At 67.8% G+C, this 21,327-nt stretch carries 16 protein-coding genes; 4 read left to right on the top strand and 12 right to left on the bottom strand.

The window, feature by feature from the left end:
• Window positions 1-296: 296 nt before the first annotated feature.
• A complete protein-coding gene (locus AC4D16_RS03470; RefSeq protein WP_490953962.1) occupies window positions 297-1,748 on the bottom strand; it encodes an MFS transporter in 1,452 nt (483 codons plus the stop codon).
• A 404-nt stretch (window positions 1,749-2,152) separates the two neighbouring features.
• Entirely contained in the window at window positions 2,153-2,995 is an 843-nt protein-coding gene (locus AC4D16_RS03465; RefSeq protein WP_490953961.1) for an alpha/beta fold hydrolase, read from the bottom strand.
• Window positions 2,996-3,338: 343 nt separating this feature from the next.
• On the opposite strand from AC4D16_RS03465, the gene AC4D16_RS03460 reads away from it, so the two are divergent.
• Window positions 3,339-3,917: a helix-turn-helix domain-containing protein gene (locus AC4D16_RS03460; RefSeq protein ID WP_490948933.1), complete on the top strand. Its 579-nt coding sequence runs from the start codon at window positions 3,339-3,341 to the stop codon at window positions 3,915-3,917.
• A gap of 73 nt (window positions 3,918-3,990) precedes the next feature.
• Here the strand turns inward: AC4D16_RS03460 and AC4D16_RS03455 are convergent, their stop codons facing one another.
• The 3 genes from AC4D16_RS03455 to AC4D16_RS03445 all read right to left on the bottom strand — a co-directional run bounded on the left by AC4D16_RS03455 (window position 3,991) and on the right by AC4D16_RS03445 (window position 6,553).
• Window positions 3,991-4,638: a class I SAM-dependent methyltransferase gene (locus AC4D16_RS03455; protein ID WP_490953960.1), complete on the bottom strand. Its 648-nt coding sequence runs from the start codon at window positions 4,636-4,638 to the stop codon at window positions 3,991-3,993.
• Window positions 4,635-5,582, bottom strand: coding sequence for an NAD(P)/FAD-dependent oxidoreductase (locus tag AC4D16_RS03450; protein WP_490953959.1), 948 nt, complete (start codon window positions 5,580-5,582; stop codon window positions 4,635-4,637). The genes AC4D16_RS03455 and AC4D16_RS03450 overlap by 4 nt, the downstream gene beginning before the upstream one ends.
• Before the next feature lie 446 nt (window positions 5,583-6,028).
• Complete coding sequence (locus AC4D16_RS03445) at window positions 6,029-6,553, bottom strand: hypothetical protein (protein WP_490953958.1); 525 nt, start codon at window positions 6,551-6,553, stop codon at window positions 6,029-6,031.
• Between the two features lie 618 nt (window positions 6,554-7,171).
• Between AC4D16_RS03445 and metG the strand changes: the two genes are divergently transcribed.
• Window positions 7,172-8,746: a methionine--tRNA ligase gene (gene metG / locus AC4D16_RS03440; RefSeq protein ID WP_490953957.1), complete on the top strand. Its 1,575-nt coding sequence runs from the start codon at window positions 7,172-7,174 to the stop codon at window positions 8,744-8,746.
• Window positions 8,747-8,773: 27 nt separating this feature from the next.
• On the opposite strand, the gene AC4D16_RS03435 is transcribed toward metG, so the two are convergent.
• The 6 genes from AC4D16_RS03435 to AC4D16_RS03410 all read right to left on the bottom strand — a co-directional run bounded on the left by AC4D16_RS03435 (window position 8,774) and on the right by AC4D16_RS03410 (window position 16,932).
• Entirely contained in the window at window positions 8,774-9,322 is a 549-nt protein-coding gene (locus AC4D16_RS03435) for a hypothetical protein (protein WP_490953956.1), read from the bottom strand.
• A complete protein-coding gene (locus AC4D16_RS03430) occupies window positions 9,319-11,076 on the bottom strand; it encodes a sensor histidine kinase (RefSeq protein WP_490953955.1) in 1,758 nt (585 codons plus the stop codon). Before AC4D16_RS03430 ends, AC4D16_RS03435 begins: the two co-directional genes overlap by 4 nt.
• A gap of 128 nt (window positions 11,077-11,204) precedes the next feature.
• Window positions 11,205-13,892: an FtsX-like permease family protein gene (locus AC4D16_RS03425; protein ID WP_490953954.1), complete on the bottom strand. Its 2,688-nt coding sequence runs from the start codon at window positions 13,890-13,892 to the stop codon at window positions 11,205-11,207.
• 1 nt (window position 13,893) lies between these two features.
• Window positions 13,894-14,754, bottom strand: coding sequence for an ABC transporter ATP-binding protein (locus AC4D16_RS03420; RefSeq protein WP_490948941.1), 861 nt, complete (start codon window positions 14,752-14,754; stop codon window positions 13,894-13,896).
• A 107-nt stretch (window positions 14,755-14,861) separates the two neighbouring features.
• Window positions 14,862-15,599 carry a response regulator gene (locus AC4D16_RS03415; RefSeq protein WP_490949489.1) on the bottom strand — a complete coding sequence of 246 codons (738 nt, stop codon included), beginning with the start codon at window positions 15,597-15,599 and terminating at the stop codon, window positions 14,862-14,864.
• A gap of 130 nt (window positions 15,600-15,729) precedes the next feature.
• Window positions 15,730-16,932, bottom strand: coding sequence for a sensor histidine kinase (locus tag AC4D16_RS03410; RefSeq protein ID WP_490948942.1), 1,203 nt, complete (start codon window positions 16,930-16,932; stop codon window positions 15,730-15,732).
• A gap of 112 nt (window positions 16,933-17,044) precedes the next feature.
• Here AC4D16_RS03410 and AC4D16_RS03405 point away from each other — a divergent pair, with 112 nt between their 5' ends.
• A complete protein-coding gene (locus AC4D16_RS03405; RefSeq protein WP_490953953.1) occupies window positions 17,045-18,109 on the top strand; it encodes a 3-isopropylmalate dehydrogenase in 1,065 nt (354 codons plus the stop codon).
• 116 nt (window positions 18,110-18,225) lie between these two features.
• The gene (locus AC4D16_RS03400) at window positions 18,226-19,332 is read left to right on the top strand and encodes a branched-chain amino acid aminotransferase (RefSeq protein ID WP_490948944.1); all 1,107 of its coding nucleotides are present in this window, start codon (window positions 18,226-18,228) and stop codon (window positions 19,330-19,332) included.
• Window positions 19,333-19,367: 35 nt separating this feature from the next.
• Here the strand turns inward: AC4D16_RS03400 and AC4D16_RS03395 are convergent, their stop codons facing one another.
• On the bottom strand, window positions 19,368-20,963 hold the full coding sequence (locus AC4D16_RS03395) for a putative bifunctional diguanylate cyclase/phosphodiesterase (protein WP_490953952.1): 1,596 nt from the start codon (window positions 20,961-20,963) through the stop codon (window positions 19,368-19,370).
• Window positions 20,964-21,327: the final 364 nt, after the last annotated feature.

Genomic DNA, 21,327 nt, shown 5'->3' with positions numbered 1-21,327 from the left:
GCGGTCCTCAACCGCACCCTCACCATCCAAGAATCGCTTGAGGATCTCGCGGTCGCGGAGCCTATTCATCGAGGTGAGGACGTCAGGAGGAAACGGCCGAGTCGGGTAGACGCAAAGGTGAGGACTTCCGAAACGAAACACGACGAGACAAGTTTCCAGGACAACGAGAGCGTTGGAATCACGGCGGAGTGGTCGCCCGACGACGGACCTCTGCAGGTGTCTTGGGAAGGTTTGGTTCTTCTAGACGCCTGGTACGGGTCGTGGTTGGAGTCGGACAAGCTGTCGTGACGTCCCTTCTACGTTTGGGATGTTGTGCTGGTTCTTGACGGTGTTCCTGTTCTTGGTGCGCTTCGCATGAGAAGGGCTGCGATGAGGGCGCCTGAACCGAAGAGGACTGCCGCGCCGATGAAGACGGCACGGTAGCCGGACAAGACGTCTGTACTAGTTGTGACTGTAGCGATGGTCATTGCGAAGACTGTGCTGAGCAATGCCGTGCCTAGGGCGCCGCCTAGCTGCTGGGTCGTGTTGACGATGGCGCTGGTGATACCTACGTCGTCGGAGTGAACTCGGTTGAGGGCGACAGCGTTGAGTGGAACGAAGACGAGACCGAGGCCGAGGCCGGTGACGATCTCCCCGGGGAGGACGCCTGAGAGCCAGGTGGACTCTTCGTTGATGAGGGTGAGGAGGATGGTGCCGATGGTGGCGATGATTGCTCCGCCTACGAGCAGAGGTTTGGCTCCGACTCGGGGAAGCAGCGTCGAGGAGACCATGGCGCTGATGATGATGCCGGCGCTGAAGGGTAGGAAAGCCAGTCCGGTCTGCAGGGGCGTCATGCCGAGCGTTGTCTGTAAGTAGTAGGCGAGGAAAAGAAGCAGCCCGAACATCCCTGCTCCGACGAGGGAGGACAGGGCGAACGCGCCCCCACGATCGCGGTCGAGGAGGAGTCGTAGGGGGAGCAGTGGGGCGGTGACTCGTCGTTCGACGACCACGAAGGCTACGAAGAGAGCGAGTGAGAGAACGATGGGAATCAGCGTCTGTGGGGCGGCCCATTCCTGGTCTTCGGCAGCGGAGGTGAAGCCCAGGACGAGTGCACTGGCTCCGAGGGTGACCAGCACGGCGCCGGGGATGTCATAGGTACGCGTGCCTGTTGCTTTGCTTTCTCGCAGCGTTGGGATGGCGGCGAGGAGCGTGATCACAGCGATGGGGATGTTGATGAACAGGCACCATCTCCAGCCCAGGTACTCGGTGAGGAGACCGCCGAGGATGAGGCCGATGGCGCCACCAGCTCCCTGGATCGCTCCGTAGACGCCGAATGCTTTGGCCAGTTCTCGCGGGTTGGTGAAGGTTGTCGCGATCAGCGATAGGGCTGCGGGGGCGAGGGCTGCGGCGAAGAGACCCTGTAGTGCGCGGGCGGCGAACAACATGAGGTCGGTTGCGGCGAGCCCGCCGAGTGCTGACGCGAGAGTGAATCCGATGAGGGCCCCGAGGAACACGCGTTTATGTCCGACGAAGTCCGCGACGCGCCCACCGAGGAGCAACAGACCGCCGAAGGTGAGGGTGTAGGCGGTGATCACCCAGTGCCGGTTAGCCGTTGTCAGGTTGAGGTCCTCCTGCGCCTGCGGAAGAGCAATGTTCACGACGGAGGCGTCCAGAACGACCATCAAGGACGCCATGGAGATCACAGCTAGTGCAATCCAGCGGCGCGGGAGTGTGACGTCGTCGATGTGAGGGCGTGCGGTGGTGCTCACAGTGTGTGTTCCGTTCGCTGAAGTGCTGAAGCAGGTTGGGTGCACGCAGTACGACAGGTTGCGTGCTTCCCTGCTGCCATGGGGGACGAGCAGGGGGAAGTGCCTTGAGAGAGGGGTCAAGCAGGGGACGATGCCCGACGAGATGTGTGTCCGGTCGTTGGGGAGCCCGCTCCTGACGGGTGGTTTCCATGTGAGGGGAGATCTGCTGATATGAAGGGTGCTCCGTGGCCCGGGCATCCGGCGGGACGTGGGCCACGGAGTGACGTGAATGCGTATGGAATCTGATGCGCTGACGAACCGGGTTGTGCGGCTCTGCGTTTCGTGACGTCACCAGTTCAGGCTTCATCTACGAGTGACCCTGCAGAGCGCGGCGATCATCAAGGCGCTTGTACTGCAGAGTGCTTTTACTGCTGGGTGTCGTTTTGGGTGCTTGATGCTCCGAAGAAGGTCAGCAGTTCCTCTGTGACGAAGTCCGGGTTCTCGTCGGGGAGCCAGTGACCGGATTTGGGTACTTCGACGGCTCGGACGAGTTGCGTCATGAGCGGCTCAACAGTTGCACGAGTTGAGGGCAGGACCCCTTCGGCTGTGAGGAGCATCGTGGGCATGTTGATCGGGGTCGAGGCTGTGTTGTCGCGTTCGTCCTGTTCCAGCGTCCTGTACAACTCGAAGCCGCCGGTGAGCGCTTCGGGCGTGGTGTAGGCCCGGGCGAACTCGTCCAACTGTTGATCGGTGAAGGGCGACGGTGCGCCCGTGCCGCCGAAGCTCTCTCCGCCGTAAGCCACGTATCCGGTGAAGAGTTCGATGTAGTCGCGCACGTCGTTGCCGACGACAGCTTCCGGAATCTCTTTCTGGTTGTGGAAGGACAAGTGCCAACTGAAGGACCGGAAGTCCTGTGCGCTGAGGGCGGGGCCGGGGAGTGGGTAGTCCAGGTGCGCGTATCGCATGACGTCGTCGGGGAACTGTGCGGCGTACTGGTATCCCACGCCGGCACCGAGGTCGTGCCCTGCCAGGTGAACCTTCTCCAGGCCAAGCTCATCAGTGATGAGGCCGTGAACGTACTTCGCGAGGGTCGCCTTGTCGTAGCTCGGGGGCGATCCCTCACTGTCACCGAGCCCTGGCAGATCGACGGCATACACGGTGTAGTGCTCCGCCAGGGCCGGCATGATCGTGTGCCACGCGTACCAGGACTGCGGCCACCCGTGCAGCAGGACCAGTGGTTCCCCTGTTCCGCCAGTGACGTAGTGCATGTTCACATCCTCAACCTGAGCTGTTCCATGACGGAAGGTCCGGTTGAACTCTTCATCGTCCTTCGTCGCAGAATCAGAACCTGCCGGTGAGGATCCGGTCGGGTTCGCCGACTGCGACTGCGACGAGGATGTCGACGCGGCAGCGGATTCGGGTGATGTGTTGGTAGTTGAGCATCCTGCAGATGTGAGAGCGAGGGCTACGAGCAGCGCCTGGATCTTACTTATGCGGTAGGAACGGACAGCTGATGGTGGAACCGATGTGGTCATGTTTACCTCCGTGTCACAGCGTCAGTCGAGAGCATCCGTACTTGCAAATTTATTTGCTGATCCGCATTATGAGGTGGTGACCAGCGATGAGATGGACGTACTGTCAGCAGTCGGACCGAGGTTGCGAGAGCTGCGGAAAGCGCACCGGTTCACGCTTGTCGCGCTGGCGGAAGAGTCAGGGCTTGCGACGAGTACTTTGTCCCGGCTCGAGACCGGGAAGCTACGGCCGACGTTGGAGCAGTTGCTTCCGTTGGCGAGGGCGTTCAATTTGCCATTGGATGATCTTGTCGCGGCTCCTCTGACGGGGGATCCGCGGATTCACCTACGTCCTGTGCGGCACTCCGGCCTGACCTTTATTCCCCTGGCCCGACGTCCCGGCGGTATCCAGGCATACAAGATCGTGTACCCGCCGTTAGGCAAGGAATCGACGCTGAAGCGTCAGACCCACGAGGGCTACGAATGGCTGTATGTGCTCAACGGAAAGGTCAGGCTATTTCTCGGCGCCGAGGAGTTCCTGCTCGGGCCCGGTGAGGCGGCACAGTTCGATACACGGACCCCGCACTGGATCGGTAGCGCGACGAAGCAACCGGCCGAAGTCATCACCCTGATGGGTGCACAGGGAGAACGCACCCACCTGGCCGTTACTTCGAAGTGAACCCAAGCCGTGCAGTCGCCGGTAACGACAGAGCACATGCCTTTCTGCTCTGTTATTGCGGACAAGGCATGACTCAAGCTTCGCGGCGCAGGACCACGATGTTTTCCGTGACCGCCGCCTGCGTCACTCCATCAGCGGGTGAGAGCGCGGTGCGGGTCCGGGCGGTGACAGTCAGGGACTGCCAGCCTTGATCCAGGCCTATCCCGGCATGGGTCTGCTCCACGGTTGGGTATGTGGCGTCCTGATTCCATGACCAGGGCGCTGAGGAGGCGTGGTCGATGATGATGAGCAGTCCGCCACGGCGGATCTGCTGCGCTGCGCGGCCAATGATGGCGTTGCGGTCAATGTTGACCGGTGACTGGAAATAGCAGCCAAAGACGAGATCGAACTCGCCAGCGGGTATGACTGACGCCAGATCGGCCTGGACCGCGTTCACGGAACCAGCGGTAAGCGTCCGCTGGGCAAGATCATTGAGGCGGCGAGCAGCAGTGGCTGATGCGTCAGTCGCTGTTACGGCCCACCCTTGTCCGGCCAGCCACAGCGCATCGCCCCCGCGTCCGGAGCCCAGCTCCAATGCGTGCCTCTGCCCGTGGTGAGGCGCGAATTCATTGATGATCGTGACGAAAGCGTCGTTGGGGTCAGGAGTCCCCGATGGTGGGTTGCTTCGTGCGTAGTGTGTTTCCCAGAAGCGTTCGCTCTCGGATCCGTTCGTGGTGTTCATACCCGGACATCCTGTGTCTGCCGCGCGGCCGCAATGTCGTCGAGGACAAGACTGTGGTTGATTGCCCCGGCCGCAGCGGCAGCTGCCCCGATCGAGATGGGGACATTCGCATAAGGGTTGGCGACGTTCCCTGCAGCCCAGATCCCCGGGATGCTCGTCTGCCCAGTGCCGTCGAGCTGCAGGAATTCCCCGCCGGGCATGGGGACCTTCGCCGGCTGCAGTACCTGCAGGAAGTGATCGGCGGGAATGAGTCGGGGTGCGGTGAAGATGGCCGCCGCACTGATGTGTCGACCATCGACCATGTTCACCCCGGACAGCGTTCCATCATTGCCCGCACTCACATGCGCGACAGCACCTTCAACGATGTCGATGCCGCGTGCCTCGAAGTCCTTCCGATCCTCGTCCATCGGCGCTTCGAGTCCGTTCGTCAGGTAGACGATCTTCTCGCTCCACTGTCTGAGCAGCTGGGCCTGGAAGACACTTCCAGGCCCAGTAGCGAGGATGCCGATCGCCTGATCACGCACCTCATAGGCGTCGCAATAAGGGCACATCGCTACACCGCGTCCCCAGAACCGCTCGAGGCCCTCTACGTCAGGAAGCTCGTCCCGCCCACCGGTGGCGACGAGCACCCGGCGAGCTGTCTCCATACCGTTATCGGTGCTGATCTGGAAATCCCCTGCAATGCTGCTGATGCTGTGAACGACACCGGAACGGATCACGCCACCGTATTGCTCGACCTCGCGGCGCCCATCGGCCAGCAAAACGGCAGGAGATGTGCCATCCCGACCGAGAACGGCATGCATGTGATGCGTGAACCTATTCCGCGGTTGCCCAGTATCAAGAACAAGTACACGGCGACGAGCCCGTACGAGAGTGAGCGCACCGCTCAATCCTGCCGATCCGCCGCCGACAACGATCACGTCCCATACCTGGTTGCTTGTCATGCCGTAAGAATGGAGCCCACTCATCCTGAGAGTGAAAGATTTTTGCAGTCTCGCAAATCAGGACCCATCGAGGATCAGGGTTCGGTCCCCTGATGCATTCAAGACCAGCCGAGGCCGACTCCAACCCTCGTGGCTCTATTCCCACTATTGGTCCTACTAGCCCTAAGCCGGACCGGCTCCTGCTGTGCGCGACCACGCTGGGAGGAGGCTGTGCATAGCCACCGCCCGCCCTAGGTGAGCTACCGGTTCGGTGACGCATCGGGTGTGTGCGGACGGGCTCTCTGGTTCCTGCTGTCCAGGTGTGTGCGGGCCGAGCAGCGAAGCCTCGGACCTGGTGCCGTGCACATGTGGTCAGGAGCCGCACCACCGTTCCATGCCATTGGTCAGCTCCGACCGTTTGTGTGCCTACGCGTTTGCTACACAGCCGCTTCGAGCGCGTTGGTGGCTTATTGACGGTTGGAATGTCGGAAAACGTGGTCGTACAAAACACCGGTTGCTGTGGCCTGCACATATTTGTTGATGGTATCCATGGCCCAGTCCTGTGTGGTCCAGGTGCCGGGTTTGTAGATTCCCAGGGCGGTGTTGAGCAGTACATCCCCGGTGTAGACCACTGGGAACACGACCGCGACGGCTTTGACACCACGAAGGCCGGCGTGAGCTGCAATTCCATACGCTGATCCCCACATGGTGCCGAGGCCGAAGTGGGTACACCAGTTCAGCTGGTCGCGTCCCCGTTGCGTCTGAGGGTGGACGGGCAGGATGTGCTCGGCGAGATCCGCGGGCGCGTAGCTGGTCTTCCGTTCAGTGAGAGGCATCTCGACGAATTGTTGGAAGGCGGTCATGACCACCGTTCCGGCAACGCCTGCCGCTAGCCCCCGTGTGATGGAACTGATCAGTGAGGGTTCCCGAAGGCTAGGCATGCTGCCGAGTATTGATTCGTCACGGGCGTGTTCGCAATGCTTGTTGCTCACGATGCTCTGGGTTGCTGGGTGAGTCCGCACGTGATGCGGCGGTGATGCAGTAGAAGGGCCTGCCTTGACAAGCTCAAGCAGGCGGTGTCGGTGGTGGTGAGCAGCTTCGGTGTGATGTACATCGGTCGGTGGGTCTGCCTGACTGTCGCGCTTCGCCTCAGGCGCCGGTAGCGTGATCGTTCAGGTCGGCCATCGGTGACCATCGGTGGCCGGGGTGGAAGGTGGAGTGTTATGAGCGATCAAGTTGTTCTCGGGGAACTGTCTCTTCCAGGGCTGTTGCAGGACATGGTGCCAGAGAGCTCTGATGTGAACGAGTTCCTCGATGGGCTTGTGAAGCTAGCCGGTGACACTCTCTCCTCTCCCGGCCAGGAGACCCTGTGCGGGATCACGCTCTTGCGCGCACGAACCAAGGCAACGGTCGCGAGCAGCAATGAGCAAGCTCAACTCATGGACGAGATCCGGTACCCGTTCGACGACGGACCGTGCCTGCGCGCCGCGCGTGAGGGACAGGTGTACAGCGCCGGACCCTCACCTAGTGCCTGGTCGGACGCCGGCGGGAGTCGAGGGGGGGCGGGTGACGCTTGGGCAAATGCGCGCCCGCCGGGGTAATTTCGTAGGGTGACTCCCGCCCCCGACGCAGCGCCGTCGTTCTACATCACCACCGCCATCTCCTACCCGAACGGTGAGCCGCACATCGGGCATGCCTACGAGACGCTCGCCGTGGACGCGATGGCGCGCTTCAAGCGCCTCGACGGGTACGACGTCATGTACCTCACGGGAACCGACGAGCACGGGCTCAAGATGCAGCAGGCGGCGGACCGCGAGGGCATCCCCGTGCGGGAGCTGGCGACCCGCAACGCGCGGGCGTTCCAGGAGATGAACGACGTCGTCGGGACCTCCTACGACCGCTTCATCCGCACCACCGACGAGGACCACTACGCCGCCGCGACCGAGATCTGGAAGCGCATGGAGGCCAACGGGGACATCTACCTCGACAAGTACGCGGGCTGGTACTCGGTGCGGGACGAGGCGTTCTGGGGCGAGGACGAGACCGAGGTGCGCGACGACGGCGTGCGCTACGCGAAGGAGACCGACACCGAGGTCACCTGGACGGAGGAGGAGAGCTACTTCTTCCGCCTGTCCGCCTACCAGCAGAAACTGCTCGACCTCTACGAGGCGCACCCGGAGTTCGGTGCCCCGCAGTCACGGTTCAACGAGGTCATCTCGTTCGTCACGCGGGGGCTCGAGGACCTCTCGATCAGCCGCACCACCTTCGACTGGGGTGTCCCGGTGCCGGGAAACCCGAAACACGTGATGTACGTCTGGGTGGACGCGCTCACCAACTACCTGACCGGGGTCGGCTACCCGGACATTGCGTCCGAGCGCTTTCGGCGGTTCTGGCCCGCCGACGTGCACGTGATCGGCAAGGACATCTCCCGGTTCCACGCCATCTACTGGCCGGCCTTCCTCATGTCCGCCGGGCTCGAGGTACCGAAGCGCGTCATGATCCACGGCTTCCTGCACAACCGTGGCGTGAAGATGTCGAAGTCGCTGGGCAACACCGTGGCACCGGCGGACTGGGTGGACCAGTACGGCCTCGACCAGGTGCGGTTCTTCCTCCTGCGCGAGGTGCCCTTCGGCGCGGACGGCTCGTACAGCCACGAGGCCGTGGTGGGCCGGATGAACGCGGACCTCGCGAACAACTTCGGCAACCTGGCACAGCGCTCGCTGTCCATGGTGGCCAAGAACTGCGACGGGGCGGTCCCGCGGCCGGGGGAGTACGCCGCGGCGGACACGCAGATCCTCGACCAGGCGCACGCGCTCCTCGAGCTCAGCCGAGCAGCCTACGACCGCCAGGAGTTCTCCCGTGCGCTCGAGGCGGTATGGACGGTCCTCGGGGACACCAACGCCTACTTCGCGGACCAACAGCCCTGGGTGCTCCGCAAGACGGACCCGGAACGCATGAACACGGTGCTGTACATCACGCTCGAGGTCCTGCGGGTGGTCGCGGTCCTCGCCCAGCCGGTCATGCCGACCAGCTCCGGCGAGATCCTCTCCGCACTCGGTCAGGGCACGGGGCCCGACGACGCCCGCCGCCTCTTCAGCGCGCTCGGCGTCGCGATCGAGCCCGGCACGCCCCTGCCCGCGCCGACGCCGGTGTTCCCGAAGTACGAGGAGCCGGCCGAGGCCTGACCCCGGCCGCGCGCCTGGACAGGGCTCTCAGCGGCGCATGAAGCGGGCGCCCGCCGTCTCCGTCATCACGCGCGCAACGGTGTCCTGCTGCTGCTTGGACGCATCGAGCAGCCTGACGAGGGCCGTGCGGTTCAGCACGGCGTCCTGCGGGCCCACCGACGACGACGGCACGAGCGCCAGCAGGGTGGACCAGAGTGCCTCCTTGCCCTTGAGGAGCGACTGCAGGGCCTCGAGCTCGAGCTGCGCCCCTCCCGTGGTCCTGCGCCGCGCCGGATTGAGCGGATCGAACCGGGCGACCACGGACGCGCCGTGAGCGAGGGTCATCTTCAGCAGGCTCGGTCGGTGGCCGAGGGCTTTGATGAGGCCCTTGAGGAACGCGCGTTCCTCGCCGATCTCGTGTGCAAGCCGGTCGAAGTCCTGCTCGTGGGGCGTCCCGGCCCAGGATCCACGTGCGGCCTCGAACAGCCGGACCCCGTTGGTGGCGCCCACGAGGTGTATGTCCAGGTACGGCAGCAGGGTGTCGAGGTCCAGCTGGGCGACCGGGATCAGGGAGGGGTGCGGCGAGGCATCCGTCATGGTGTCTCCGTCCAAGGGGCTTCGGGCGGTCCGACGGCCGCGTGGTCGAGCAGGGGCAGTGTGATGGCGACGGTCGTGCCTTCGCCGAGTTCGGAGGTGATGGAGATGGTGCCGTGGTGCGCCTCGAGGGTCCGGCGTGCCACCGCGAGGCCCACGCCCGCACCGGGCAGCACCTGCTGGGTGTTGGCCGCACGCTCGAACGGGTCGAAGAGGCGGGGGAGGTCGTCCGGCGGGATCCCGATCCCGGTGTCCGTGACGAGCAGCGTGACGCCGGAGCCGGCGGGCTCCACGGCGAGGTCGGTGGTGATCTCGCCGTCGGGCCGGCTGAACTTCAGGGCGTTCGAGAGGACGATCCCGAGAGCTGCTGCGAGCTCCTCCCGACTCCCGGCCACCACGACGGCGCGGTCCGGTACGGAGCACGCGAGACGGACGCCGGCGTCGGCGGCCTCCGTCTCGAGGGAGCGCGTCATGTCCGCCACGAGGTGCGCGAGGTCCACGGGACCGTGCTCCGACGTGTCCGTCCGCTCCGTGGAGAGCGATGAGATGTTCTCGATCAACTGGTTCAGCTTGGCCGTGTTGCGCTCCACGGCCCGTAGCATGGTCTGCGCCTCCGCCGGCAGCTCACCGCCGAGCCCGTCGAGGATCATCTCCAGGTACCCGGTGATCGAGGCCAGCGGCGTCCTCAGCTCGTGGTTCACGCTGCCCACGAAGTCGGTCTTCGCCTGATTGAGCGCGCGCAGCTTCCGCACCGCCTGCTGCTGCCGGGAGATGAGCTGCGCCTGGATGAGGCCGTGGGCGAGGTTGCCGAGCACGTGCTGGGTCAGCGACGCCTCGACCGCCGACCAGCCGAGGGTCGAGGGCGCCTCGCTGACCAGCCAGAGGAGGCCGAACGGCGTGTCGCCCTCACCGAGCGCGAGGACCACACCGCTGACGCCCCCGGAGACCCCGGAGCCCGCGAGAGAGTCCGCGATCCAGGGTGGTACCGCCACCTTGCTCGACGCGCCTTCGACGGAGATCGCCTCCGTCTCATCCGGGTCCGCGCTGCTGAACGCGGCGACGATCGACCGCTCCCACAGGCCGAGGGCCAGCGCGAGGTCCTCCGGTCGGTGATCCTTCCGGGGGACGCCGAGCCCTGCGTGCCCTGACGCTGCGGTCCAGGCGCTGCCGCGCGCGGCGACCCGCTCGTCCTCGAACACCTCGAGCGCTGCGTGGTGTGCTCCGAGCGTCCTGCCCACCCCCGAGAGGAACTGCTCCGTCATCACCGTCGGGTCGTTGGTCGCGCGGATACCGGCGGAGATGTCGCGCATGGAACCCCGCAGCACGGCCGTTGCGTCGCGCTGCGCCCGGTGGCGGCGTCGTCGGCTGATGGCGGCCAGGGTGCGGTGGAGCAGCTCCGCGTCCCTGACGGGTCGGAAGACGACGTCGGAGACGTACGGGGCCATGGAGGGCGGGAGGGGCCCCACGCCGCCCTCGGGGAGCACCAGCAGCACGGGCAGGCTTGCGAGCTCGGGGTGATCGGCGATCATGCCCGCCGCCGACGCGGCGTAACCCCGGGCCAGGTCCAGATCCACGATCAGGACGTCCGGCCGGGAAGCAAGGACGTCCTCGAGCAGGGCGGGCGTGTCCGCCGCGGGCAGGGTCCGGAGTCCGCCCGCTGTCAGAGGAGCCGCGAGCGTGGCGCGGTCGCGCGCGGAAGCGCACGCGATGACCGCGAGTGCGCCCCCGGGCGTTCCTGCTGCTTCGTCCTCCGCCACGGCGTCCTCTCCGGCCTCGAGCTGCGAAGCCCATGATAACTGCCGGGCGCCCGACCGATCCTGACCCGCCGCGCGCATTCCCGCGCTTGTCAGGGCGACTCGGCGGTCGTGTGCACGCCCGTCGAACGTCAGTCGCTCGCCAGGCCGGCGACCGGTGAGAGCCGCGCCGCCCTGCGGGCCGGGAGCACCGAGGCGAGGAGCCCGGCTGCGACGGCCACCGCCAGCACGGCGCCCACCTGCCCCAGAGGGACCGACGGCGTGACCGCCGCGATGCCGCCCAGGGCCGACTGCGCCCCGAGCCACCCGTACAGGACGCCGAGGACCGAGCCGAGCAGCGCGGCGACGCCCGAGATGAGCACCGCCTCCACGGCCAGCGTGCCCCGCAACTGCCCCCGGGTGAGGCCGAGGGCCCGCAGCAGCGAATTCTCGCGGCGTCGCTCGAGCACGGACAGCGAGAGCGTGTTGGCCACCCCTATGAGGGCGATGAGGACGGCCACGGCGAGCAGCGCGACCACGATCAGCAGCATCACGTCGATGATCTGGTTGTAGGCCACGCGCTCGATGGCCGCACCGGTGACCTGGTACTCCGAGAGTCCCGTCGCGTCGACGATGCGCGACTGCACGTCCACGACGGCTGCGGCATCCAGGCCGTCGTCGAGCTGCAGCCAGAAGGTGGGGCCCACGTAGGCGGCCAGCGTGGTGCCCTCGAGACCGTCGAGTACACCGGCGTCGGCGGATCCGGCAGGCGCGGCCGGGTCTGCACCGAGGTAGGTGCCGAGCGCGTCCGCGGGCGTCCCGCCGAGATCCGCAGCCGTGGCCTCGGTGATGAGCGGCCGGAAGAACGCGGCATCGGTCACCGTCACCGGCACCGTGGCCGGTCCGTCCGCACCCTCGAGGGTGACCTCCTCGTCGGTCCAGGTCTGCGGCGCCAGCACCATGCCGTCCACGAGCTCGACGCCCTGCGAGCGCAGCACGCCCGCCACCTCGTCGGGATCCACGGCGAACACGAGCTGCCCGCCGTCGTCCGCGCTCGTGAGCATCACCGGGGTGAGTTCCACGGCCTTCAGGACGCCGTCCACCGCCAGCAGGGTGGGAGCGTCGACCGTCGTGGCGGGTGCCCCGGACGCGGCTGCCGCCGAACCCGTACCCGCCACCTCGAGATCCACGGCGTAGTTCTCGGCCAGCTCGCGGTCGAAGGTGGTGCGCGCGGTCTGCGCGCCGACCATCATCATCGTCACCAGCGTGACCCCGACGATCAGCGCGGCCGACGACGCCGTGGTGCGCGCGGGGTTCCGCACGGCATTGACGGACGCGAGGTTTCCGGGAACGCCGAGGGGGCGCGCGAGGCGTCCCACGAAGGCGACGCTCGCCGGCACGAAGAACGGTGCCAGCAGCACGACGCCGAGGAAGGAGACCGCGCCGCCGGCCATCGCCGGCAGGATCGACACGGTGGCCGCGCCGAACGCGAGCAGTCCGCCGCCGAGCACGAGGGCGGCCAGCCCTGCGACGAGGCGGACACGGCCGCTCCTGTTGCCTGCCGCGACCGGGTCCGCGGGACGGAGGGCCGCCAGCGGCGCCACCCGTGTCGCGGCCCGAGCGGGCACGAGCGCCGCGAGGAGCGTCATGCCCACACCCACGGCGATGCCCGTGACGACGGCGGAGGCCGGGACGGCGAGCACCGCGAAGCTGCCGAACGAGGTCTGCCGCGCGAGGGCGACCAGGCCCGTCATGAGGCCCACCGCGAGCAGAACGCCCACGGCGGCGGACACGAGCCCCACGATCGCCGCCTCCACGAGGACCGAGGTGCGGATCTGGCGCCGGTCGGCGCCGATGCACCGCAGCAGGGCGAGTTCGCGGGTGCGCTGGGCCACGAGGACCGCGAAGGTGTTGGAGATGACCAGGCCGGCGACGATCACGGCCACGGCGGCGAACGCCAGCAGGATCCCGGTCAGGACGTCGGTGCCGCCGGAGAGCCGTGCCACGTCGTCGACGGTCTGCTCGGCGGGGGTCCGCACCGAGAGTGCCACCTCGGACGCGTCGGCGCCGTCCGTGCTCGCGGCGTCACCGGAGGCATCCTGCGCGGACGCATCGGCCGAGGCGGCCGGACTCCCCAGCGCCGAGGCGACCTCGGCCGTGACGGCGGCGATGTCCGCGCCCGGCGAGAGCACCAGCTGCACGTTCACGGAACCGTTACCGGTTCCGGCGAGCGTCTGCACGAGCGCGGGCGATGCGAGGACCTGGACGGACGCGGACAGCGACGGGTCGGCGTTCGGCTCGAACACCCCGGTGACGGTCAGTGCGTCCGTGGGGGAGCCGGCCCCCGCGTCGGGCGTCGACGTGCCGGACGGGCCGAATCCGCCGTCGTCGATCGCGACGGTGTCACCGGGCGCGACGCCCAGCCGGGCCGCCGAGTCCTCGTCGAGGGCCACGTCGGAGGGGCCGGTGGGGTAGGACCCGCCGGTGACGACGGCCGTCTCCAGTTCCGACGGGGCGGTGGACGTGAGCACCGCCATCGAGGTCTCGGACCCGCCGGTGAGCTGCGTGTAGACGCGGTCGTACGGATGAGCGGTGGAGACGCCGGGAACGGCACGCAGCCGTTCGACGGCGTCGGACGGCACGTACTGGCCTCCCTCGCCGGTGACCACGAGGTCCGCCTTCGCGTAGGAGGACCCTATGCTCGCGCCGAGGCTCGCACGTGTGGTGGCGTTGACCATCAGGGTGGCGGAGAGGAAGGCCACGCCGAGCATCACGGCGAGGCCGACGGCGACGAACCGCCGGGAGTGGACGCGGACCTGCGCCAGGGCGACCTGCAGCACGTCAGGCTCCCAGCTGCGCGAGTGCGCCGGCGATGGCGTCGGGGGAGGACTGCGGGAGCGCGCCGACGAGCGCGCCGTCCTTGAGGAGCACCACGCGGTCGGCGTAGGACGCCGCCACGGGATCGTGCGTGACCATGATGATGCTCTGGCCCATCTCGCGGCTGCTGCGGCGCAGGAGCGAGAGGACCTCGGCCCCCGTGGCGGTGTCGAGGTTGCCCGTGGGTTCGTCACCGAAGACGACGTCGGGGCGGGTCAGGAGGGCGCGGGCGACGGCGACGCGCTGCTGCTGCCCGCCGGAGAGCTCGTGGGGGCGGTGCGAGAGGCGGTCCGTGAGTCCGAGCGTGGTGCAGATCTGCTGCAGCCAGTCCCGGTCCACCGTTGCTCCGGCCAGGGCCACGGGGAGGGTGATGTTCTGCTCCGCGGTCAGGGTCGGCACCAGGTTGAAGCCCTGGAAGACGAAGCCGACGCGCTCGCGCCGCAGCCGGGTGAGGGCGGCGTCGCCGAGGCCCGTGATGTCGGTGCCGCCGATCCGCACGGAGCCGGAATCGACGCCGTCGAGCCCTGCGAGGCAGTGCATGAGGGTGGACTTCCCCGAACCGGACGGACCCATGATGGCGGTGAAGCGTCCGCGCTCGAACTCCACGGACACGTTCGCGAGCGCCCGGACGGCCGTGCCGCCGTGTCCGTAGGTCTTCGAGATGGCGATGGCGGCGACGGCCGGCTCCGAGGCCCTGCCGTCGGTGCCGGTGCCGGAGGGGGTGTCAGAGGGGGTGTCAGAGGCGGTGCCGGTGCCGGTGTCGAGCGGCTGGAAGCCGCCGGAGTGCGAGCCGCGCGGCTCGGGGGTGAGGTTCGTGGTGGTCATATCTCGACGGTATCCACGCGCCGCGTTCCACGGATCAGCGCCTGGTCCGGGGTTCCCGGCAAGCACCTCATACCGGGGGATGAGCTCGTCTCATCCCCCGCAGGCGGTCAAGGACGGACGACGCCGGTCTCGTAGGCCATCACCACGGCCTGCACCCGGTCCCGTGCCTCGAGCTTCGCGAGGATGTGGCTGACGTGCGTCTTGATCGTCGCCTCGGACAGGAACAGCGTCACGGCGATCTCCGGGTTGGAGAGCCCCTGGGCGATCAGCTCGAACACCTCGCGCTCGCGCACGGTCAGCCGCTGCACGGCGGCGGCGTGGATGCTCTGGGTCTCGGACGGTTGGCGGAGCAGCGGTGCCACGTGATCCAGCAGGCGCCGCGTGGTCGAGGGGGCGATCACGGCGTCCCCGCGGTGCACCGTCCGGATGGCGTCGAGCAGTTCCTCGGGCGGAGCGTCCTTCAGCAGGAATCCGCTCGCGCCCGCGTGAATGGCGGACAGCGCGTACTCGTCCAGGTCGAAGGTGGTCAGCACCACGATGCGCGGACCGGCCGCCCCCGCGCCGGTGCCCGAGGTGAAGGGCGCCAGGATGCGCCGGGTCGCCTCGATGCCGTCCATGCCCGGCATGCGGACGTCCATCATGACGACGTCGGCCCGTGTGGCCGCGAGCGCCCGTACGGCCTCCTCGCCGTTCGAGGCCTCGCACACCACGTCGAGGTCCGGCTGGGACGTGATGAGCATGGCGAACCCGCTGCGCACGAGGTGCTGGTCGTCCACGATGGCGACACGGATCGGCCGGTCGCCCGCCGGAGCTTCCGCCGGCCGATCCGTCCGCGGGTCGCTGATGCCTGTGCCGCTGCTGTCCCCGGGTGTGCTCACGTGGTTCTGCTCCTGTCCCCGGTCGCGCGACCGGCGTGTGCGTTCCTGCTGGTGGTCTGGGTGTCGTGCTGCTGCAGATGATGCTGCGGAGTCGGTGTTACGCCTGCGTGTACGGGATGAAGGCCTTCACCTGGTAGCCACCGCCCGCACGTGGTGCGGCGGTGACGGTACCGTCGTACAGCCGCACGCGCTCCATCATGCCGGTGATGCCCTGACCCGCTCCGGCGGTCGCGGGATCCGGCGCTGCACCGCGGCCGTCGTCGTCGATCATGATGGTGAGGCCCCTCGCACCGTAGTCGAGCGTCACCTCCGTGGTGGTGTCCGCACCCGCGTGCTTGAGGACGTTCGTCAGCGACTCCTGGACCACGCGGTAGGCGGTGAGTTCGGCGCCGAGCGGCAGGGCCCGCCGGGGTGCCCCGATCCTGTGGCACGCGACCCTGACGCCGGACCTGCGGACCGACTGGATGAGGCCGTCGACGTCCGCGAGCGTGGGGAGCGGGCGCGTGGAGGCGGTCTCGTCGCCCCGCAGCACGCCGAGCAGCCGCCGCATCTCGCGCAGCGACCCCCGCCCGGTGTCGGCGATGGTGCCGAGGGTCTGCACCGCGACCTCCGGTGCGCGCGCGCTGGCGTACCGCGCGCCGTCGGCCTGCGTGATGATCACCGAGAGCGAGTGCGCCACGATGTCGTGCATCTCCCGGGCGATATGGCTGCGCTCGTCGGCTGCGGCGAGATCCCGCTCCTGCTGCCGCTCCACCTCGAGACGCCGCGTCCTGTCCTCGAGCGCCTGGTAGGTCAGACGGCGGGAGCGAGCGAGGTCCCCCGTGGTCCAGGCGAGGAGCACGAGCGCCTCGACGAGGAAGAGCAGGATGAGGAACACCGGCACCACGGTGAGCACCGAACCCTCGCCCACTCCGAGCAGGCTGCCGAAGCGCACGAGGCCCACGGCTCCACCGACGGCCGCGAGGGTGAGCCCACCGAGGCTGGCCCAGCGGGGACCGTGCGCGGCGAGCGTGTAGAGCGTGATGAGGATGACGAACTGGGCCGGTACGGGGTCGATCCCGAGGACCAGCTGGAGGACGGAGAATCCTGCGACGACACCCGCGGACGGCAGGACGTGCGACCGGCGCCACGCGAGAGGAGCGACGAGCACGGCCGAGACGATGAAGGCCGTCGCGTCCGAGGAGACGGCGAGGAAGACGTAGGGAAGGACGAGCGCGACGGCGAGCGCGACGGCCAGCCCCGCGTCGATGGAACTCGGATGCGCGCGGAACCAGTGCGCCAGACGCAGGTGGAGGTCCATGGGTACCAACTCTAGGACCGCGGCTCACCGCGGCACATCCGACCGCGGGTGGAGATGTCTCACTCCTCGGACCGATTGTCGCGCCGTCGGGCCCGCTTCCTACGCTGGCTCCATGACCGCTGCTCCCCGCCACCTCGATCTCGCCGTCATCCCCGGAGACGGGATCGGCCCCGAAGTCACCGCCGAAGCCGTGAAGGTCCTCCGGGCCGTCGTCGGGGACGCCGTGGACCTCGCCCTCACGCACTACGACCTCGGCGCCGAGCACTGGCTCACCACCGGCGAGACCCTCCCGGACGAGACGCTCGCGCGTCTCCGCCGCCACGACGCCATCCTGTTCGGCGCCGTCGGGGCGGCCCCGGGGGACACGCGGATCCCCTCGGGCCTGATCGAGCGCGAGTTCCTGCTCAAGCTCCGCTTCTCCCTCGACCACTACGTCAACCTCCGCCCCTCGAAGCTCTACCCCGGGGTGCCGAGCCCGCTCGGCGACCCCGGCACCATCGACTTCCTGGTGGTGCGCGAGGGTACGGAGGGTCCGTACACGGGGAACGGCGGTACCCTGCGCGCGGGCACGCCCCACGAGGTGGCCACCGAGGTGTCGCTGAACACGGCGCACGGCGTGGAGCGCGTCGTCCGCGACGCCTTCGTCCGAGCAGCTGCGCGCCGGAAGAAGCTCACGCTCGTCCACAAGCACAACGTCCTCGTGTACGCGGGGCACCTGTGGAAGCGGACGGTGGAGGCCGTCGCGCTCGAGTTCCCGGACGTCGTGCACGACTACCTCCACGTGGACGCCGCCATGATCTTCCTCGTCACGGACCCCTCCCGCTTCGACGTGATCGTGACCGACAACCTCTTCGGGGACATCGTCACCGACCTCGCCGCCGCCGTCAGCGGGGGCATCGGCCTCGCGGCGTCGGCCAACCTGAACATGGACCGCACGGCGCCCTCGATGTTCGAACCCGTGCACGGCTCGGCACCGGACATCGCGGGCCGGCAGATCGCGGACCCCACGGCGGCCATCCTCTCGGCGGCGCTCCTCCTGCAGCACCTGGGGCTCGACGCCGAGGCACGGCGCATAGAGACCGCGGTCGAGGCGGACATCGCGGCCCGCGCGACGCTCACCGACGCGCCGCGCAGCACCTCCGCGGTGGGCGATGCCATCGCCGCCGCCGTGTCCTAAGGTGGTGACAGTTCACTGATCCGGCGCCCTGGCGGCGGCGGATCACCATTTCCACCACCTTTCACCAGCGGGACGACGGCGGCTGCCGGCGCGGCCCGGACCACCGCGGAGGACCCATGACAGCGACCGACACCCACTTCGCCCAGCACCTCTCGACGCAGCGGGCCACCGCCGAGCACCGGGCTGCCGTGCTGGCCGATCCGGGTTTCGGTAACTTCTTCACCGACCACACCGCGATCGTCGACTTCAGCGTCGACGAGTCCGGGGTGGGGGGCTGGCACAGCGCCCGGCTGGAACCCTACGGCCCCATCGCCCTCGACCCCGCCGCCGCCGTGCTGCACTACGGCCAGGAGATCTTCGAGGGGATGAAGGCCTACCGGCACGCCGACGGTTCGGTGTGGACGTTCCGCGCCACGGCCAACGCCGCGCGGCTCAACCGCTCGGCGGCGCGCCTGGCCCTGCCGCAGCTCCCCGAGGAGCTCTTCCTCGAGTCCCTCCGGCAGCTCGTGGTGGCGGACCAGGAGTGGATCCCCTCAGGCGACGGCGAGAGCCTCTACCTCCGGCCCTTCATGATCGCCACCGAGGCGTTCCTCGGGGTGCGCCCGGCACGGGAGGTCTCCTACCGCGTCATCGCCTCACCCGCCGGCAACTACTTCGGCGGTGCCGTCCGGCCCGTGGACATCTGGGTGTCGCGCACCTACGCCCGCGCGGGTCGCGGTGGCACGGGAGCTGCGAAGGCGGGCGGCAACTACGCATCCTCCCTCGCCGCGCAGCTCGAGGCGGAGGCGCACGGGTGCAAGCAGGTCCTCTTCCTCGACCAGTTCAACGACAACGCCGTCGAGGAGCTCGGCGGCATGAACGTCTTCTTCGTGTTCCGCGACGGGTCGCTCGTGACCCCTGCACTGTCCGGGACCATCCTCGAGGGCATCACGCGGTCCTCCATCATCCAGCTCGGGCAGGATCGCGGACTGCGCGTCAGCGAGCGGAAGATCACCCTCGACGAATGGCGCGAGGGCGTGGCGAGCGGCGACATCACCGAGGTGTTCGCCTGCGGCACCGCTGCGGTCATCACCCCCATCGGCAGGCTGCGCGACGGCGATGAGTTCATCGGTGCGGCCGACGCGCCGGTGGGTGAGGTCACCATGGGGATCCGGAGTCAGCTGCTCGGGATCCAGACCGGCACGGTCGAGGACACCCATGGCTGGCTGACGCGCCTCGCCTGATCGTCCGCGGGCAGCGGGGCTCCATCGAGCAGGGGTCAGGGGGCGATGGCCCCGGCGGTCGTGCCCTCCGCGTCGGCACTTCCCCCGGGGATCTCCTCGACGCGGAGGAAGCGGGTGGTCGCGAGGAGTGCCCCGATCTCCTCCGCGGGCAGCGGGCGGCTGAAGTAGTAGCCCTGACCGCTCGCGCAGCCGAGAGCGCGCAGCTGGTCGGCCTGCTCACGGGTCTCGATGCCCTCGAACACGGCCTCGAGTCCGGCGGCGCGGATCAGTTGGAGGATCGCGGCGACGAAGTCGAGTTGACCGGGCTTGCTGTTGAGCTCCACGAGTAGTGAACGGTCCACCTTGACCATGCTCACGGGCAGTTCGCGCAGATAGCTGATCGAGGAGTATCCCGTCCCGAAATCGTCGATCTCGATCCCGACGCCCAACTGCTTGAGGCTGAGCAGCGAATACATCTCCACCTCACCCCGCGTCACGATCGCGGTCTCCGTGATCTCGACCACCAGGTTCTGCGCGGGAAGGTCGAGTTCCCTCAGGAGCGTCCGGATGTGGTCCACGAGGTCGAGCTGCTTCAGTTCGACCGCCGAGAGGTTCACGCGTAACTGGAAGTCCTGATCGAGCGGGTGCGACTTGCGCCACCGAGCGAGCTGCCGGAGGGACGCCGACATCACCCACCGGTCGAGGTCATGGATGACACCGATCTCCTCGGCCAGGGGGATGAAGGTGTCGGGCGGGATGAGTCCCCGCAGCGGGTGCTGCCATCGCACCAGCACCTCGACCCCGAGGATCCGGTTGGTCGCGAGCTCCACGACCGGCTGGTAGTGGAGCACCAGCTCGTCGGAGCTGATGGCACCGCGCAGCTCCGTCGCCATCTGGCTACGGAGCTGACGCGAGTACAACATGACGGGCTCGAACACCTTGATGATGCTCCGCCCCTCGCGCTTGGCGGCATACATGGCGGTGTCGGCATCGAGGAGAAGCTCCTCGGCGGTCTGGCCGGCGGCGCCCAGCCGCACGCCGATACTCGCCCGCGAGTGCACGTAGAGCGAGTCGAGCCGTATCTGCTCGCCGAGGACCTCCAGGGCACGGCGGGCCACCTGCATGGCCACGTCCATCGTCGCCTCGGGCAGGAGGATCGCGAACTCGTCGCCACCGAGTCGTGCCACGAGGTCGCTCTCGCGCACCACGCTGTTCAGGCGCGTCGCGACCTCCTGCAGCACCCGGTCCCCGGCGTCGTGCCCGAAGCGGTCGTTCACGTTCTTGAAGCTGTCGAGATCCAGCAGCAGCAGCGCCGGGGGAGCGGCCCCTGCTCCTGCCTGAGCAAGGGCTTCCTCGATGCCGTCCATGAGTGCAACCCTGTTGGCCAGTCCTGTCAGGGCATCGGACATGGCCATCTTCATCATGTCGAGGTGTGCCTGTCTCAGCATCGCGGTCCGGCTCTCCACGCGCTTCTCGAACTGCTCGTAGACCTGCTCGAGCTCCTCGGCGAGAAGGTTGACGCCGGTGATCACCGCGTCGACCTCGTCGCGAGCGTTGGAGGGCTCGATCCGGCTGCTCAGTTCACCGCGCGACAACCGCACGATGCTCTCCACGAGCAGAGCGAGGCGGGGATCCTTGTGGTCGGTGCTCATCGCTCTCAGAGTACATTCCGGGTGTCCGCGAGCCGGGCGGACGGGCCACGACCGGCGAAGCTCGTCGCGGCGACGATAGCGCGGGCCCGGCATGTCGACAACGGCAGTACTCGCGCCATGGATCCCCCTCCGAGCGTTCGCCGACGAAGACGTGGTGTGGGCCCAGTGGCGAGATGGACTCAGTAGGTCATCGGAGGGATGCGCGGCGTGGTAGGCCATCGGTTCCCTGACGGGAAAAACAGTAGCACCGGGCGCGGGGGTGGACGGCGATCTGGCTACGCAGGATCTGCTCAAGGTAGGCGTAGGTGCAGGCATCGCCTGACCGCGGATCAATAACCACCCGGCCGGGCTCCGTGGACCGAGC

The sequence above is a fragment of the Arthrobacter sp. TJ-236 genome (assembly GCF_058269235.1).
Note: the sequence above shows the minus strand (reverse complement) of the source record. Positions and strands in the feature narration are given on the sequence as shown.

What these genes read in the sequence shown, in the direction of transcription:
- AC4D16_RS03405 (WP_490953953.1), top strand. Translation starts at nt 17,045, where the DNA reads ATGACCGCTGCTCCCCGCCACCTCGATCTCGCCGTCATCCCCGGAGAC.
- AC4D16_RS03455 (WP_490953960.1), bottom strand. Translation starts at nt 4,638, where the DNA reads ATGAACACCACGAACGGATCCGAGAGCGAACGCTTCTGGGAAACACAC.
- AC4D16_RS03410 (WP_490948942.1), bottom strand. Translation starts at nt 16,932, where the DNA reads ATGGACCTCCACCTGCGTCTGGCGCACTGGTTCCGCGCGCATCCGAGT.
- AC4D16_RS03435 (WP_490953956.1), bottom strand. Translation starts at nt 9,322, where the DNA reads ATGACGGATGCCTCGCCGCACCCCTCCCTGATCCCGGTCGCCCAGCTG.
- AC4D16_RS03395 (WP_490953952.1), bottom strand. Translation starts at nt 20,963, where the DNA reads ATGAGCACCGACCACAAGGATCCCCGCCTCGCTCTGCTCGTGGAGAGC.
- AC4D16_RS03420 (WP_490948941.1), bottom strand. Translation starts at nt 14,754, where the DNA reads ATGACCACCACGAACCTCACCCCCGAGCCGCGCGGCTCGCACTCCGGC.
- AC4D16_RS03450 (WP_490953959.1), bottom strand. Translation starts at nt 5,582, where the DNA reads ATGACAAGCAACCAGGTATGGGACGTGATCGTTGTCGGCGGCGGATCG.
- AC4D16_RS03400 (WP_490948944.1), top strand. Translation starts at nt 18,226, where the DNA reads ATGACAGCGACCGACACCCACTTCGCCCAGCACCTCTCGACGCAGCGG.
- AC4D16_RS03465 (WP_490953961.1), bottom strand. Translation starts at nt 2,995, where the DNA reads ATGCACTACGTCACTGGCGGAACAGGGGAACCACTGGTCCTGCTGCAC.